This is a genomic window from Cylindrospermopsis sp. CR12 (assembly GCF_001432185.1).
In the GTDB taxonomy this organism is placed as follows: domain Bacteria; phylum Cyanobacteriota; class Cyanobacteriia; order Cyanobacteriales; family Nostocaceae; genus Raphidiopsis; species Raphidiopsis raciborskii.
In genome coordinates this window covers 13,398-30,509 of sequence record NZ_LMVE01000001.1, presented here as the reverse complement: position 1 = coordinate 30,509, position 17,112 = coordinate 13,398, and the positions used below count along the sequence as shown (strand labels likewise).

Genomic DNA, 17,112 nt, shown 5'->3' with positions numbered 1-17,112 from the left:
CAGTAATCAAAATCCAGGCAAAATCCGGGAATGTGATTGTTGACTAATTGTCTCCTAATCCCAGGGAACAATCATTAGTGTTTATAGAATGGAAAAAATTGTGAGGTTATTAACTTGTCATGATCAAAACACAGTTGGAAAAAATAGGTGTAATGTTATATAATTACCTAGCTTTACAAAACTAACTAGCTGGTAAAACTGTTTAATAATTTCTTTTTTATTATCTATGAATCTAACAAATAAAACTTCAAAAACCTTTGCCCTGACCACACCGCTATACTATGTAAACGATGTTCCCCATATTGGTAGTGCTTATACCACAATAGCTGCAGATACTATAGCCAGATTTCAGCGTTTATTGGGTAATGAAGTGATATTTATTACTGGAACAGACGAACATGGACAAAAGATCCAAAGATCAGCACAAAGTCAAGGAAAATCACCCCAAGAGTTTTGTGATCAAATTGTCCCTAGTTTTATTGATTTATGGCAAATTTTGAACATTCAATATGATCGATTTAGTCGTACTACTGATTTAAAGCATCAGGTAATTGTCAAAGAATTTTTTAATAGAGTTTGGGAACAGGGTGATATATACCGAGGAGAGCAGAAGGGATGGTACTGCGTATCCTGTGAAGAGTTTAAGGAAGAAAGGGAGCTGATAGAAGGTAAGCGCTGTCCTATCCATACCACCAAGGAAGTGGAATGGCGCGATGAACAAAATTACTTTTTTCGTCTATCTAAGTATCAAAAACCACTAGAGGAGTTTTATCAATCCCATCCAAACTTTATTCAACCTGCTAGTCGGCGAAATGAAGTTCTTAGCTTTGTTAGTCAAGGTTTACAAGATTTTTCAATTTCGCGGGTCAATTTAGATTGGGGCTTTCCTGTACCTGTGGATACCCAACATACTCTTTATGTTTGGTTTGATGCACTTTTAGGCTACATAACAGCACTATTAGAACCAGGAACAGAACCAACTTTAGAAAATGCCGTGTCTAAATGGTGGCCAATTAACTTACATTTAATTGGTAAAGATATATTAAGATTTCATGCCGTATATTGGCCAGCTATGCTGATGTCAGCTAATTTGCCCTTGCCAAAACAAGTATTCGGACATGGATTTTTGACTAAAGATGGTCAAAAAATGGGGAAGACTCTGGGTAATACTGTTGATCCTGTAGCGCTGGTGAAAAAATATGGTAGTGATGCTGTTCGTTATTACTTCCTTAAGGAAATCGAATTTGGTAAGGATGGCGATTTTAATGAAATTAGGTTCATTCATGTTCTAAATGCAGATTTAGCCAATGACTTAGGTAATTTGTTAAATCGTACTTTGAACATGGTGAAAAAATACTGCGCTGGGGAAATTCCCTCCATTGCTCCACAAGATATTCCCCCTGAGAATACCTTAAAGACAATTGGTGGGCAATTAGGGGAGAAAGTTAAACAAGCTTATTCAGTTTTAGCTTTCAATGAGGTAGCTCAAGCTGTGATGTTATTAGTTCAAGCCAGTAACAAGTTTATAGATGAACAAGCTCCTTGGTCATTATATAAACAAGGAAAACAGAATGAGGTAGCAACAGTGTTGTACACCGTTCTGGAATCGGTGAGACTAACAGCTTATTTACTATCGCCAATTATTCCTAATATCAGTAGCGATATTTATCAGCAATTAGGATGGGGAATCAATTTTAACAATCCAGAAGAAACCTCCACCGTTGCACCTTTTACAACCCATGCAACATGGGGCGTACTATCGAATAAACAACAGTTAGGCACACCTCAGCCAATTTTCAAACGGATAGAACTTTAAAACCGGAACCCTCTCAACATTTGTCTTTTCATGGCAAAGGTTACTTCTAGAGGTGTTTGCTACCGTGGGGAGGTGCAATAAAACTGACATTTTTTTTGAGTCAATTAACCCAATCTAATAAGGGCGTAAATTTAATGATTTCTATCGCAGACGACATGGATAACAACCGAGGTCTAACAATGATGTTGAATAATTTAGAAAATGACTCGATTTTTACGCCAGAACAGGTTTTGGAAAATCGGGGTCGAGTGGCAATATTTATTGATGGCTCAAATTTATTTTATGCAGCTTTGCAATTAGGTATCGAAATTGATTACACTAAACTATTATGTCGGTTGACTGGTGGATCAAGGCTATTACGGGCTTTTTTCTATACTGGTGTAGACCGGACTAATGAGAAGCAACAGGGATTTTTGTTGTGGATGCGTCGCAATGGTTATCGAGTCATAGCTAAGGATTTGGTACAATTGCCAGACGGTTCCAAAAAAGCTAACCTAGATGTGGAGATAGCTGTGGATATGATGGCTTTAGTGGACTCCTATGACACCGCAGTTTTGGTCAGCGGTGATGGCGACTTGGCCTATGCTGTTAACTCGGTCAGTTATCGTGGCGTTAGGGTGGAAGTTGTTAGTCTACGCTCCATGACCAGTGACAGCTTAATTAATGTGAGCGATCGCTATATTGATTTGGAAGCGATTAGGGAGGATATCCAAAAGACACCTCGTCAGGGTTATCCCTACAGGCCATTATCCAGTATGGGATTCTTGGACGACCATCAAGATAGTGAAGGACATTTACAGATTCCAGAATAATGCAAAAACAACTAAGCGGGAATTATGGGAGCGTTAATACGCAACTTCTAGAGGGGAAGTAAATCCAATTCCTCCCGCTACAGTTTTATGTGATTTTATATGTTAAATATGCCTAAAAATTTTAGTTATTGGTCAGTGATTTTATTATTGTTAACGGGATTATTTGGTTGCTCGGGTTCATCTACTATTTCTCCAGTGGAGAATAGTTCTGATTCTGATAAGTTGAGGAGTGATAGTCAGTTGACTTTTTTTGGTGTTAGTCTGGAGCAATTTGACCAAGATGGTAAACCATTTTGGAAGGTGCAAGCTCGTCAGGCTAAGTATACCAAAGAAAAGGAAATTGGTCAAGCCAAAAATCCCCAGGGTGAACTATATCAAGATGGTAAAGTAGTTTATACAATTAAAGCAGAAACGGCGGATATTCAGCAAGATGGTAAACAACTTGTGCTCAAGGGTAAGATTGTGGCTACAGATCCTCGTAATGGAGTAGTATTGGAAGGGAATGAATTGGAATGGCGACCCCAGGAAGATTTATTAATAGTCCGTAATCAGTTTCATGGTCATCATCGTCAATTGAAAGCTACCGCCCAGGAAGCTAGAGTTAAAACTCGTCAACAACAGGTGGAGTTTACAGGCCAGGTGTTTGCCGTTTCTAATGACCCTAAATTACAAATCAAAACTGAACGCTTACTTTGGCAAGTTCAATCAGAAAAGTTGGTGGGCGATCGCCCTGTGGAAATTCAACGTTATCAAAACAATCAATTTACTGATCGCGCTCAAGGAAAGGGTATAGAGGTTAATTTGAACACGAAAATTACCACCCTAGGACCGGAAGCCAAACTCCAGTTAATTAACCCACCAATGCAAATTAATAGCAATGCGATCGCCTGGGATATTAATCAAGAAATTGTCAAAAGTAATGTTCCCGTAAAGGTAATTCATCAAGGGGAGAATATAACAGTATCTGGCAATGCAGCGGAAATGAAATTGCTAAAGAAAACGGTTTATTTAACGGGTGATGTTCAGGCAATTGGGCAACGTAATCAGTTTTTAAAATCAGAGCGACTCACTTGGTATTTAGAGCGAAAATTAGTGGAAGCTCAAGGAAAGGTGATTTATCGTCAGATGGAACCACCTCTGACTTTCCAAGGGTCAACTGCAATTGGCAATTTGGCAACGGAAAATATTACCGTTAAGGGTGGTAGTTCTGGTCGGGTGGTGACAGAAGTTATTCCTCAGCAGGTTCTTACCCCATCCCTGGGAGAAAGATAACGATTTGTAACATTTGGTTCATATTCGTTGTCAAATTCGATTTTTGGATAGAAACTAAATAGTATGGCACTTTAGGTAGTCAGCAATTTTCCCAACCTGATTCTAATCGTGTTCCCAAACAACGTAATTAAAAGAATTACAGCAATCATAGTTTTATGAACAATATTTCTAACCTTCAATTTAAGAGATCCGGTTGGCAAACAACCGTAATCTTTACCCTGGGTTTTTGGCTCAGCGCTACCATGGTATTAGATGGGTTAATCATGCCCAGTCTTTACATTACTGGTATGATGAAAGAAGCAAATTTTACCATGGCTGGCTACAGCATTTTTTGGAATTTTAACCGTGTGGAGTTAGTAGCTGCTGCGGTAGTATTGACCGCCATATTGGCTATGGGTAAAGCCAAGTCAAAATGGAACTTGAGTTCTATATGTTGGTCGGTTTTATTGCTCATGGTGGCCCTGTTAGATACCTATCTGCTCACCCCCCAAATGTCCGCTCTGGGTAGTAATTTGAGTTTGATGGTTACACCTGGTACAGTGCCAGAAACCATGAATTTACTACATGGTGGTTATTTTATCCTAGAAGTTATTAAGTTAGTAGGAGCTGGTTGGCTATTTAATCGCTGTTGGAATGATAGAGAAATCATGGCAATCTAGTTTGACTAGGTTTGACCATATAAGGCGATCGCTTTTAGGAAGCGCGATCGTCTTCATTCTCAGGTAGTAAAAGACGAATAGCCAAAACAGCAAAACCAATAGCTGCAATTGTCTTTAAAATTCTGGTGGGCAATAATTGTGCCACCGCTCCCCCAGCTAACACACCCAGCAAACTAGTGAACACCAGCGCAGCTGCGGTGCCAAAAAATATAGCCTTTCTAGATTTTCCTTGACCAGACAATGCGATCGCAGCTAGTTGACTCTTATCACCCAGTTCGGAAAGAAACACGGTAATAAAGCTAATTCCCAGAAGATTCCAATCCATATCTATATCTATTTAATAACTTAACCGTGAATCACATCCCAAAATAACATCGAAGAAACTAACAATAATACCAGTCCTGCTGATTTTTCTACCGTTTTAGGACTAAGTCTACTAGCAATAAAACCACCAAGCAGTACACCCAGTAAACTAGTGGTGACCAAAGCAGCTCCTGCTCCCAGGAATACCAACCAAGGCGCATGGGACTGGGCACTCATTAATAATGTTGATAATTGAGTCTTATCACCAATTTCCGCCAAAAAAATGGTAATAAAGGTTGTCCCAAATACTACCCAAACCGAGTCAGACTTTTTTGTCTTGGGTGGTGATTGGTCAGCAGGTGCAGTAATGGTTAAATCCAAAGTATCAAGTTTCACGGTGCTAACGGAGTTTTTCATATTTTTATCATTATCTCATAATGTAATGACCAATGACAAGTTTTTAAAAAAAGATCCTTTGTCCCTACTTCACAACTCAAAACCCAGGGTCTGATTAAATCGAATCATTTCTAAACTGCGATCGCCATATACAGAATCTATCTGTTGATGACAACAGTCAATAGCGAAGTCATTTAACTCCTCTGGTTTGATACCATACATCTTTTCAAAGGTTTTAGACTCTACCCGACAAAATGAAGGACGATCCCTATAAATAGTACATTCTCGTGTTTGATGATCAAAATTAACACACCAACCGTCCTCACCTACCAAACGGAGATAGAGTGAGAGTTCTGTAGGTGAGAGATAATCGGATAAATAGGGGCGATCGCTAGGATCCAGATGACAGCAAGCACCACACTGCTTAACACATTGCCAAGTAGCCATAAATTACCTCCATAATAGATGAAACAAAAAGAGACATGAACTGATCCTGTTTTTTGGTATATTGATATAGTAGGAAAAATTGCCATTTAGCAATTTGAATTATTTAATTTTTTAAAACCCTTGGGAGGAAAAATGGAAGCTCTAGCTAATATCAACTGGGAAGTCGCGTTTCAATTGACCTGTGTAGCATTAATTGTCCTTGCTGGACCCGCTGTAATTTTTGTACTCGCTTTTCGTAACGGGGATCTTTAATTGGTGAAATGGGAAGTGGGTGTGAGCAAGCCATACTTTGCCAAAATACTACAAAATTAAGCCCAAACTGAGTCAACTAGTTTCCGTCAAAGCTGTAATTGCAGCTTTGATGATACTGTTGAGGTAACCTAACACCGACTAACTCCAACTCAATATCATTCGCACCATTAAAGTTATTTTCCCGTAACTTGTAAGCAATATCAATAGTGAAGGGTAAAGGGAAATAATCACCCCATCGCCAAGCCAAAGCTTTAATTTCATATCTTGTATTATCTATGATTTGAGCCAAAGTTAACTTAATACTACCCTTACCAATCATTTGCTGTTCTACCACTCGTACTTGGGGAGTCCAAAAGATAGGGTCAGGGTTTTCAATTCCACAGGGATGAAGAATATTCAACTGTTGGAATAAATCCCGATTGATCTGACAAAAGTTGATTTGACCATCTATTCTTAATAGTGGTTTGAGATGTTGAACTTCCAGACATTGATTAGCAAACTCTGATAAACGCAATCGAAAATTTTCTAGATTAGCTGCGGGTAAAGAAAATCCAGCAGCAGCTTTATGTCCACCATATTTATATAGTAAATCGCTGCTAAACTCCAAAGCATCAAACACATTAAATTCAGGTATTCCCCTTGCGGAACCACGAACCAGGTGATTATTTTCGTAAGTACCGATAAAGACAGGAACTCCATAACGTTCTACCAGACGAGAAGCGACAATGCCAATTACACCATGATGCCAATTATCTTTGACTACGACCAGAACTCGGTCTTGATGCAAATTTTGTGCATATAAATCTTCAACCAACAATATTGCCTCTCCTTGGATTTCCTCACAGATTTTTTGACGTTCAGCATTTATTTGCTCACATTGCATTGCTCGTTCTAAAGCAATTCCCATATCATCAGTAGTTAGTAATTCGATCACAATTTGAGGATTGCCAATTCTACCCACAGCATTGATTCTTGGTCCCAGACGAAATCCAATATCTTCTGGTTTTAAAGACTTAGAATTTTGTGCCTTAGATACTTGCTGATTTTCTCCCATACTCGGTTGTACACCAGAGACTTGAATTAAAGCCTGAACACCCGGTAAATTGGACTTATATAATGATTTTAAGCCCCGTTTTATCCAACGACGATTAACACCGGTTAAAGGAGCTAGATCAGCAATAGTTCCCAAGGTAAATAAATCCAACATAGGTTGAACCAGACCTGTGATTTTTTGCAAATGTTGAGCTAAACATACAGCTAAAACATAGGCTACACCCACACCAGCAAGACCTCTATAAGGAGAAGATAGAGATATTAATTTGGGGTTAAGAATTGCATCAGCAACTGGTAATTGGGGAGGTAAATCATGGTGATCCGTAATAATCACTTTCAAACCCAACTCTTTTGCTCTTGCAATAGGTTCAAAAGCAGCAATACCATTATCTACGGTTAGAATTAAACTGACCCCTTCACTGTGAAATTCTTCCACAATTCGTTTATTAATTCCATACCCCTCGTGCATTCTACTGGGAATAGCATAGTCAATGTTTGCACCTAAAGATCCAAGACTACGTAACAGCAAGGCTGTACTAGTCATGCCATCAGCATCATAATCGCCGCAGATAGCAATTTTCTCATGGTTTCTAATAGCACTTGCCAATAATTCCACACTGGGAACTAAATCGGGGAACTCGTCCAAGGGAGAGGGTAAATTTATACATTCAGGATTGATAAATCTAGTAGCTATTTCTGGTGTTTCCATACCTCTATTAATTAACAACTGACCTATAATAGGAGAAACATTATTGACACTTGCTAACTTTTCAGCTAATTCTTCATTTTGCTTTGCTATGTGCCAGCGTTGATATGGTAATTTTATATTATTTTTGTTTACACTCATAACTGGTTGTGATATGAAGATAGATTTATCTAAAACTCTAATCGTTCCCTATTTTCACAAAAAATAATTGACACTGGTGACAATTCGGCTTTTTTCAGCCCGTAAAGCAACCTTCAAAAATAAAGTAGTTTGATTGTGTAAAATTGCATCCCACCAATTGCGGGTAACAAAGGATGGAATAATAACGGTGGTAAACATATTTGGATACTGTTCCTCAAACTCACTCACAAACTTAACAACCGGATCGATGACAGAACGATAGGGGGAGTCAATAATATACAGAGGAATATCAGACTCTAATTTTTGCCATTTTTCCTCCAATGTTTTCCTGTCTGTAGAACCAATATCCACATGTATGGCAACAATTTTATCAGCAATTATGCGTGCATAATCCAAAGCTTCTATTGTTCCCCGATTTAGTTGACCAACTACTATCACCGCAGGATGACTAACCACTTCCGATTTAAGTCTAGCCACGTAACTACAAGGTACCACATCTTGAACACTAAGACTTTCAGCTACATGCCTATAATGTTTAGCAATGGCTAAAAACAAATTTATGAATATGGGAATGGCTACTACTACTAGCCAAGCACCAAACAAAAACTTAGTGTAAACTATTACCAACAAAACAATTAATGTAGTAATTGCACCTATGCCATTCATGACCGCACTGGCCTGCCAACCTGGGGTTTTTTCTTGAAACCAATGACGCACCATTCCTGCTTGGGATAGGGTAAAGGAAGTAAATACACCAACTGCGTAAAGAGGAATAACAGCGTTGACTTGACCCTTGAAGATGACAACTAAAATGGCTGCACAAACACTCAGAAGAACAATGCCATTGGAGTAGACCAGTCGGTCTCCCAGTAATGATAATTGACGAGGTAAAAATCCATCCTTGGAAAGGAAGTAACACAGTCTGGGAAAATCGGCATAACTGGTATTTGCAGCTAATAATAAAACTAATAGGGTGACAATTTGTAGAAAATAATAAATGACACTGTCACCAAAAACTTCTCTCCCCAATAGGGAAAGTAAGGTTTGTCCTGATTCGGGAACAAGATGATAGGAATTGGCTAAAAATGTAATTCCTGCAAACATTGAACTCAGAACAATTCCCAAATATAAGAGGGTTAAACGGGCATTTTTCCATTCTGGAGGTTTAAATGCTAATACCCCATCGGAAATTGCTTCTACACCTGTTAGTGCGGTACAACCAGCTGCAAAGGCCCGTAGAACAAAGAATAAACTTAATTCTTGACTGATGGCAATGGTAGGATATGATGTGGAAACCTCACCGCTTAATTGTTTAAATAACCCCACCATAATCAGCAAAAAAATGCTGCCAATAAAGGCGTAGGTGGGAATCATAAATATCCTTCCTGATTCCTTAACTCCCCTTAAATTTGCTAGGTTCAATAGAAATATGAAGATTAAGCACAAAAGAACTGTGTGACCTCTCAGGATTGGTATCGCCGATGTTAGAGCTGCTGTACCAGCAGATATGCTAACTGTAACAGTCAGAATGTAGTCAATCATTAAGGAACTGCCTGCTACCAAACCAGCATATAAACCTATGTTTTCTTTAGCAACAATGTAAGAACCACCTCCCTGAGGATAAGCTCGGACGGTTTGACGATAGGAGAGGATAACTATTGCTAGGAGTGCAACAATACCAATGCTAATGGGTAGGGAAAATCCTAGGGTACCACTACCAGCAGCTACTAAAACCAATAAAATTTCTTCGGTTGCATAAGCAACTGAAGAGAGCGCATCTGAGGAAAGAACTGCTAATGCAGCAGCATTGCTTAGTCTCTCTTCTGTGTGGGCGCTGGTGGGTAAGGATTTACCAATTAAAAACTTTTTAATTTGGGAGTATAATGACATAAGAGTCCTACTGAACTAATGTTCTGACGTGGTTGGGAACAAATCCAGCAAATCTATAATATAATGTCCAATATTAACACTAAGCAAAATTTTTCCATAATGTCTTAACCAAGTGCCAACTTGGCAACCAGGGTCTCTGGAATTGAGTTACATTGAATTTGACAAACGAAAAAACAGAAACTAATGGTTCCACAAGGTACTAGTCTCTACTTTTCGATTTGTGAAACTAATAACGTAATAACCATTTGCTGCAATAGGAATGATCAATGAATACAAACCTAATCGATTACAAATTACCCCCCTAATTAACGATTAGGTTTGTCAGTGATATTCCCTAAACGCTTCAGCAGCAAATAAGAGAGTGGGAGTGAATGGCGCTTGGTAATGCCTCCTCCCACTCTCTTTTTTATGGGTATTACCAAAAAACAATATGTCACTATCTGTCTACCAAAATCATAGTCTCATCATCTCCTAATAACTCTTGTGCTGCTTCTAACATATATGTGGCAATATCTTTTAAATCTTCACGATTGTTTAAGTAGGTTCTTAATGCCTCTATGGGATCAATACTACTACTAGCATTTAATTCGGGAATTCGCGGTCTGGCTAATTGACTCACTAGTTCTGGGTGAATCGTATAATGATGTGCATCCCCCAGCGCCTTATGAATAACAGCGTTTTCTATTACATCTAATTGTTCCGAACGCAGTTTATAAACTAGTCTGACTACATTCCCTGTTAGGTCATGTTTGGCGATCGCCTGCAATAATGTTTGTTGAGGATTGTCGCTGGGGGATAAATCCACCTCGATGGTGCGGAAAATGCGAGCAGGTAGTGGGCAAAACTGCCAATTGGCCTTACCTTTTTCCAACTCTACCATGACATAACCCTTTTGTTCTTTTTCTTCACTAAAATCCACTCGCTCAATACTACCAGGATAAACCACAGGTGGGTCGTTGGATTTATTCAGATTTTGATGGCAGTGGATATGACCTAATGCCACATAATCAAAACATGGTCTAATAAGTAAAGAAGCTGGCAGAGTAAAACCCTTACCTACAGCTAATAAACGTTCCGCACCCAACATAGCATTATCAGCCATCAAATGGGCTAAAAGTATGGTGGGCAGATTTGGGTCTAAATTTCTCACCTCTCCTTCTAAAACCACTTGTAATTTTTCAATCAAAAGTTGATTAACCTCAGCCATAGACATTCCCGTAGTTTCCTTGCGGGTCATTAACATAGACCTAGTCAACCAAGGTAGAGTAATTACTTGTACCTTACCATTGGGGGTTTGAATATGATGGGTAGTCAAACTATCACCCACCACAAAACCGGGTACTCCCAAAGTTCGGTAAATATTAAGACTTGCTCCTCCTATACCCTGGGAATGTAAATCATGATTGCCAACTAATAAAACCGTTGGAATATGGGCATCAACCAACCTACGAAACTGACTGGCAAATGCTTCTTGTACGTAGGGTGGAGGGGTAGCATCCGGAAAGGCATCACCACCAAATATAACCATATCTACCGGTTCAGACAGGGCCCGATCAATACATAAAGATAGGGTATTAACAAAATCCTCCAAGCGGGAGTTTAATCCAGTGTTGGGGTTAATACGTCCGTGGGAAAAACCGCTTCCTATATGAATATCTGAAAGGTGTAGAACTTTGATCATGGATTTACGGCAATCTTTTTTTCATGATACGCTCCCACACTCACAGTGTGGGATTTATATCTAGATTTAAATCTTAAATGTGAATACCACACTCAGTCTTCCCAGTACCGCGCCAACGTCCAGCTCTTTCATCTTCTCCATCACCTACCCTGGTAGTAATGGGTTCATCACCAATACTTGGGTATCCTTGATCATGTAGGGGATTATAAATTACCTTGTATTCAGCTACATACTCCCAGCTTTCTTTTCTTGTCCAGGTAGCCAAGGGATTAATTTTTAAGCGCCCTTGATTATCCAACTCAAACACGGGCATATTCGCACGGGTAACCGCCTGATCCCGACGACGACCAGTAATCCAAGCTACTGTATTTAATTCATCCAATCCACGCTGCAAGGGTTCAATTTTAGTAATTTGATGAAATTTACTAATATCAGTATCCCACAACGCCTCTCCATACTTAGCGGCAAATTCCTCACGACTATAGACATTGGGTACTTTATAGGTCTTTAAGTCTAAGCCATAAACTGTTTTAGCTTTAGCAACCAAGTCTAAAGTTTGTTCAAAGTGATGAAGGGTATCAAGGAAAATCACTGGTGTTGGGTTATCCAGTACTTCATAAAGAATATGGGTAATAATCAAGTCATCAACATTGAAAGCACTGGTTTGGACTAAACCCGTAGGTACGTTTTCCACCGACCATGCCAAGATTTCCGTGGGAGTGGCGGTTTCAAATTGTTCATTTAAACTTTCTAAGTCAAAAGCTGTTGCAACTGTCATGGTAGTTCTCTTGTCAACGTTTAAATATCTCAAAGTATTTTACCGGAAAATTGACCCACCTGATTTAAAAGTTGCTGGAAAACCTTTGCTTGAGTTCAGCTTTATATACTGACTCATGATAGTAGACAACTACATTACGTCCTTTGGTTTTATCTTTGTAACCCGGTATTCTAGGTTCACCTAAGAACTTAGAATGATGTGTCTCTCAACTAATATCATTTGTTCCTCCTTCGTTCAGCAGAACGTTCACCATAAGTCTTGGCACTAAATGAAGCCATTAAAGATAACATATCTTCTATTAGCTCTGCTTCATAAGACTTAGGTAAGACTTCTTCTACATATTCAACTTCAACGTTATGTGACTCAAAGAACATTTTTAATATATTGAAGTTAAATCTGATTAGACGGTCTTTATGTTCTATAACTACTTTAGTAATCCTCCTTTCTATGGCTAATTTCATTAACTGATGTAACTCAGCTCTAGAATCATTCATCCCAGAACCAACTTCAGTAAATATGTAATTAACTTTATACTTTTTCTTAGCTGCGTATTCTGTAAGTCTAGTATTTTGTCTATCTAAATCACCTTTAGTCTTTTGTTCACCACTTGAGACGCGAGAGTAAAGAGCCACTGACTCTTCTACTTCCTCAGATGGTTTATCAATACCTATAAGTTTATAAATATCGGACTGTTTATATCTTCTATGATTTCCAACAGTCCGAATTGCTGATAACTTACCTGACTCGTCCCACAGCCTAAGCGTTTGAATGCTGACATTAAGCGCAGTACAAACCTGTTTTATTGTCATTAGTTTTTCTTCCATTGGTTATTTCCTCAAAGATAAAGAACCAATAGTCGTAATACATTTGGAACTCTTCAAGTGTAGGGACTTCATCAAGTTCCACTGCATGAGGATAAATTGTGCCGTCTTCCAACCCAAACTCAGTTTTTGTAACACGGATTACCTTTTTGCTGTTCACAGCAATTTACTCCAATACATATACTATATCATATACTATGAGATTTTGGTAATATTTAGTATGATTTGTTAGATTTGCTTTTTACTGCCTAAAACATTTTAGTTGATGGTTGACTACTATAGGATATTCAATGTTTAAGGTAGCTCCTGTGTAGTGTAGCAGGTCTGTTAACACTGGAGCAATCAAAAACTCTCTGCGTGCAATTTCACTGGTAAGACTTAAATGAGGTAATACTTCTTCGATACGGTTCTTTAAAAATTTAAAAGATTCAAATCGTTAGTATACTTTGCTAACTCCAAACTGGAACGTTCTAAGGAAACATTGAAATAAGGTAAAATGTCTTGTGGAGTAAAATTAAGTTTAAAATAGTCTGCAAATGTGTAGGATTTTTTGGATTGATTATGTTTCTTTTTACCATTTTTATAAAAGTTACTAATTACTTGTATCTTGTATCTATTCTCTTCCTCATAAATCTTCTAGACTCAGGGAGTCTAGTCTCATAACAAGCTATTGAATAGGATGTATTTTGGGTAGGCAATTTTCATAGCTGTATCTGGCGAGTCATGGATTGGGCTATTTTTATCGATTCGTGTCTTTTTCTTATCGATCCTTATACTTGTGCAACCAATACTGACGAATCGGTGTTTATAGCAAGCTAGAAAACTACTCTCCTTCCAGAATGACTTACCAATGTCTTGACAGTATTTTACAAAACATTCTGCTCCCCTTAATTGCTGCACAATCTTATGCCATTTATCTTTTGTGCGCTTGACTTCAATATAGAGAATGCATCGCTTCTCCGAACTTATTATAACGTAGTCGGCGCGTCTGCACTCCCCTTTCGTCCCATTAAAGATATCCTCAGGAGACCGAAACTGATCCACTTTTATCACCAGAGCATCCGAAGGTAAGTTACGTATCTTTACCATGGAATCCGGGGATTGAGTTTCATCGAGTATAGCATATAACTTCCCGTTCTCCTCTTTAAGCTCAACCTGTGCGGTTTTCTTAATTAGTTCGGCAAGAATTTCCATGTCCCTACTCATCGTCCCCCCAAACAATTTCTTGCTGAATGCGATTCATCTCTTCAATCGTTTTATCGAAGCTAGAAGCTTCAATTCCCATTTTGGCATCTATGGGAGCAGGAACTAGCGTTTGGCAATAAGTCCTCTTCTTTAAGCCGTCTAACTTAATCCATGCTTCCTCTGCAATAAAAACGCTAACCTTCTCAGCTTTGAGCAACTCGTTTTTGCGGTATCCTTCACGCTCTGCTATTTCACTTAACCTTTTTCCTCCCTGATTTAACATAATGAGAGTGTTAAGCTCCTTAATAATATAATCACTGTGGGTAGTTATAAATACTTTTACTCCAACATTTACCAACCTCGAAAACAAACGAGCTACGCGTCTCTGGTTCTGCGGGTGCAAATTAAGCTCAGGTTCATCAACCATGAGTAAGTCGCCAGGAGCAGCAACATGTCGCAGATAAAATCCTATATCCAGTAGTGACCGAACCGCGCTTGAACTTTCATCCATGGTCAATTTCACGCGTTTTCCCTTAGGGGTATAGTATAATTCATCATTCTTGGTGACAAGATACTCACCACCAATAATGTCTGAGAAGTCATTTGTAATCTCTGGATGATTCTTTGCTATGAAGCTATCTTTTTTTGAAAGCTCTTCTAACTGTCTTGTGAAATCAACGTTTGACTTAATGGGTAGAGCATAATCCGCATATACTTTGGAAAGTAATTCAAGTGGATTTATTTCCTTTTCCATTGAGCTCATTTCCTCTAGGAGACGGTTTCGGGCAAAATTAAGCTCTCTTCTGAATATTGCCACACCAGTTCGTTCGGCGCTGGCAATGAAAAGACGGGGGAAAAGGTCCCCAAAAATAATGTCTTTTAGAGCGTCTCCGATAATTCGACTAATTATTTCTTGAGGTATCCTTACCTGCTCTTTCTCAACGAGCAAAGAAATTGAAACTAGGGAAGAGTCGGCTTTTTTCGATATGAAGAATAGCTGGGTTTTAGCTGCACCCATAGTTCGCTCGAAGGTTGAAAGAGGATTTATGTCACTAGAATCCAGGTTTACCAAAAACTGACTCCCGGCAAAATGTTTTTCGGAGGAAGCGAAGAAGTGAGGTAATTGTTGTGTAAATGCCCTACAACCTTTCTCAAGAATATTTGGTGCATTGCGGATGTATTCCTCGATATTTAACTCAATTAAACCTTCATTTAACAATTGCCACACATCCCCGTCGGAAACATCTATGGAGAAAGCATCACGCCAAAATGAGATAAAGCCAAATAACGCATAGGTGGCATAGGTTTTACCGGTATTGTTCCCACCACATATAATAGTTAGTTCGTTAAGTGTAAACTCTGCCTGCTTGATAGGTCCGAGATTCTTTATGGAAATTTTCATTCGCTTTTACATTTAGCTGGTTTAAATATATAGCCTTGTCCAAAACTGTCTTGCAGATGGCTACGAGTAGTTGATTTTTTAAGAGAGACACCATACATTCACCTTAAAGTAACAGATATCAAGTTATATGTCAACTCCATCAACTCATTTTGTCTTAGGAGGATATGTTTAGGTATAGCCTATTTATGGGATGCGATTAAACAAATTTATAGTTTGAAATAGCCCTAGAATTATATCTTCATCTCTAAAAATTAAGTAGCAACAGTTTGTGTTTAGCTAGTATTTAATCTTAATATAATCAATACTAATACTTTAACTATATTTTGAATCCCAAAATTTTCTACCCCAGCCTATTGACTTTTATTCTCAAAAGTTCTAGATTAACCATTGGGATTAGTTGAAACTAATTTGCAAAAATACTGAGAATTATTACTAATGAACCTTGACCAATTCCTAACTGGGAAAAGAAAGTTCTTGATTGCCAGTACATTGGCAACAGTGACAAGTTTATTTGTCAGCAATGTGGTGAAAACCCAACCGACGGTGGCTAACTCCAATCCTCCTGCAGCAGCACCACTGTTACTTACAAAAAATCTCAAAAATTTGACCATAGTCTTTCCTAGTCGAAAGGATGCTCCTAACCTGCAAGAACAAGTGGGGAAAGTAGCTAACTTCTTGTCCCGGGAGTTAGGAATACCCGTAAAGGCACAAATTAGCGATGATACTGCTGCTGTAGAAGCCCTAAGAGCTAATAGAGCCGATGTGGCTTTTTTAAGTAGTCGTCCAGCCTTAAAAGCGGAGGGACTAGCAAATTCTCGTTTATATCTAGCAGAGGTGAGATCTAACTACTCCGGTAGATACACTTATAATTCCATATTTGTAGTTGCCAAAAACAGTCCTCTAACTCCTAAAGCTTCTACTAAAGCGACGCTGGAACAGCTCAGAGGCAAAAAAATTGCCTTTACCTCCCCCACCTCTGGATCAGGGTTTATTTTCCCAGTTAGTGAGTTGGTGAAGAACGGATTTGTCCCCGACAAAGATCGGATGGAAGGTTTCTTCGGTCAAATTACTTATGGAGGTAATTACAGTAAAGCACTGGAAGCAGTGGTACGTGGTCAAGCAGATGTAGCAACAGTTTCTGAGTATGCCATGTATCCCCCCTATATATCTACCACAGATGCTGCTAAATTGCGAGTGCTGTATAAAATATCCGGTGTTCCCGCTCATGGAATAGTTGTTGATGATGATGTTCCAGTAGTCATGCGAGAAAAAATTATTAACGCCTTTCTCAAGTTAAACAAACCAGAAAATAACCAATTGTTGCAGGGTTTGTATAATTCCACCGAGCTAGTGAGAGTTGATCATAATCGTCACTTGAAACCCGTGCGCGATGCTCTGAAAAATTTGGGTATAGAACCATAGGGCGAAAAATGGATATGTAACTTCTATAAGTAGTTTTCTATAAAGCTATTTACTGTCAAAAACTGTTTAGAAGTGC

Annotated in this window: 17 protein-coding genes; 6 read left to right on the top strand and 11 right to left on the bottom strand. The window is 38.8% G+C overall.

From position 1 onward, the window contains the following. The first annotated feature begins 226 nt into the window (after positions 1–226). From metG to ASL19_RS00130, 4 genes are all read left to right on the top strand, one after another. Positions 227–1,816, top strand: coding sequence for a methionine--tRNA ligase (metG, locus tag ASL19_RS00145; RefSeq protein WP_057176808.1), 1,590 nt, complete (start codon positions 227–229; stop codon positions 1,814–1,816). 182 nt (positions 1,817–1,998) lie between these two features. Beyond that, the gene (locus tag ASL19_RS00140) at positions 1,999–2,628 is read left to right on the top strand and encodes an NYN domain-containing protein (RefSeq protein ID WP_040009398.1); all 630 of its coding nucleotides are present in this window, start codon (positions 1,999–2,001) and stop codon (positions 2,626–2,628) included. A gap of 108 nt (positions 2,629–2,736) precedes the next feature. Beyond that, entirely contained in the window at positions 2,737–3,900 is a 1,164-nt protein-coding gene (lptC, locus tag ASL19_RS00135; RefSeq protein ID WP_181735955.1) for an LPS export ABC transporter periplasmic protein LptC, read from the top strand. 155 nt (positions 3,901–4,055) lie between these two features. Next, the gene (locus tag ASL19_RS00130) at positions 4,056–4,559 is read left to right on the top strand and encodes a hypothetical protein (protein ID WP_057176807.1); all 504 of its coding nucleotides are present in this window, start codon (positions 4,056–4,058) and stop codon (positions 4,557–4,559) included. 34 nt (positions 4,560–4,593) lie between these two features. Here the strand turns inward: ASL19_RS00130 and ASL19_RS00125 are convergent, their stop codons facing one another. From ASL19_RS00125 to ASL19_RS00115, 3 genes are all read right to left on the bottom strand, one after another. Beyond that, positions 4,594–4,884 (bottom strand): TMEM165/GDT1 family protein, encoded by a 291-nt coding sequence (locus ASL19_RS00125; RefSeq protein ID WP_057176806.1) that lies wholly within the window; start codon positions 4,882–4,884, stop codon positions 4,594–4,596. Positions 4,885–4,904: 20 nt separating this feature from the next. Further along, entirely contained in the window at positions 4,905–5,279 is a 375-nt protein-coding gene (locus ASL19_RS00120; protein WP_006277897.1) for a TMEM165/GDT1 family protein, read from the bottom strand. Positions 5,280–5,348: 69 nt separating this feature from the next. Beyond that, on the bottom strand, positions 5,349–5,705 hold the full coding sequence (locus ASL19_RS00115) for a YkgJ family cysteine cluster protein (protein ID WP_006277898.1): 357 nt from the start codon (positions 5,703–5,705) through the stop codon (positions 5,349–5,351). 132 nt (positions 5,706–5,837) lie between these two features. Here ASL19_RS00115 and psb30 point away from each other — a divergent pair, with 132 nt between their 5' ends. Beyond that, positions 5,838–5,957, top strand: a complete 120-nt coding sequence (psb30, locus tag ASL19_RS00110) for a photosystem II reaction center protein Ycf12/Psb30 (protein WP_006277899.1) — start codon at positions 5,838–5,840, stop codon at positions 5,955–5,957. A 76-nt stretch (positions 5,958–6,033) separates the two neighbouring features. On the opposite strand, the gene recJ is transcribed toward psb30, so the two are convergent. The 8 genes from recJ to ASL19_RS00075 form a co-directional block, all read right to left on the bottom strand. Then, on the bottom strand, positions 6,034–7,857 hold the full coding sequence (gene recJ, locus ASL19_RS00105) for a single-stranded-DNA-specific exonuclease RecJ (RefSeq protein ID WP_057176805.1): 1,824 nt from the start codon (positions 7,855–7,857) through the stop codon (positions 6,034–6,036). 54 nt (positions 7,858–7,911) lie between these two features. After that, positions 7,912–9,747, bottom strand: a complete 1,836-nt coding sequence (locus ASL19_RS00100) for an APC family permease (protein WP_057176804.1) — start codon at positions 9,745–9,747, stop codon at positions 7,912–7,914. A 436-nt stretch (positions 9,748–10,183) separates the two neighbouring features. Continuing rightward, the gene (gene sbcD / locus ASL19_RS00095; protein ID WP_057176803.1) at positions 10,184–11,428 is read right to left on the bottom strand and encodes an exonuclease subunit SbcD; all 1,245 of its coding nucleotides are present in this window, start codon (positions 11,426–11,428) and stop codon (positions 10,184–10,186) included. 73 nt (positions 11,429–11,501) lie between these two features. Next, complete coding sequence (gene cysH / locus ASL19_RS00090) at positions 11,502–12,206, bottom strand: phosphoadenosine phosphosulfate reductase (RefSeq protein ID WP_057176802.1); 705 nt, start codon at positions 12,204–12,206, stop codon at positions 11,502–11,504. A 215-nt stretch (positions 12,207–12,421) separates the two neighbouring features. After that, positions 12,422–13,030 carry an IS607 family transposase gene (locus tag ASL19_RS00085; RefSeq protein ID WP_057176801.1) on the bottom strand — a complete coding sequence of 203 codons (609 nt, stop codon included), beginning with the start codon at positions 13,028–13,030 and terminating at the stop codon, positions 12,422–12,424. Next, positions 12,984–13,187 carry a hypothetical protein gene (locus tag ASL19_RS18350; protein WP_152980378.1) on the bottom strand — a complete coding sequence of 68 codons (204 nt, stop codon included), beginning with the start codon at positions 13,185–13,187 and terminating at the stop codon, positions 12,984–12,986. The genes ASL19_RS00085 and ASL19_RS18350 overlap by 47 nt, the downstream gene beginning before the upstream one ends. Positions 13,188–13,684: 497 nt before the next feature. Next, positions 13,685–14,221: a hypothetical protein gene (locus tag ASL19_RS00080; RefSeq protein WP_152980377.1), complete on the bottom strand. Its 537-nt coding sequence runs from the start codon at positions 14,219–14,221 to the stop codon at positions 13,685–13,687. Positions 14,222–14,225: 4 nt separating this feature from the next. Continuing rightward, positions 14,226–15,614, bottom strand: coding sequence for an AAA family ATPase (locus ASL19_RS00075; RefSeq protein WP_057176799.1), 1,389 nt, complete (start codon positions 15,612–15,614; stop codon positions 14,226–14,228). A gap of 435 nt (positions 15,615–16,049) precedes the next feature. Here ASL19_RS00075 and ASL19_RS00070 point away from each other — a divergent pair, with 435 nt between their 5' ends. Beyond that, positions 16,050–17,036: a phosphate/phosphite/phosphonate ABC transporter substrate-binding protein gene (locus ASL19_RS00070; RefSeq protein ID WP_057176798.1), complete on the top strand. Its 987-nt coding sequence runs from the start codon at positions 16,050–16,052 to the stop codon at positions 17,034–17,036. The last annotated feature ends 76 nt before the right edge of the window (positions 17,037–17,112 follow it).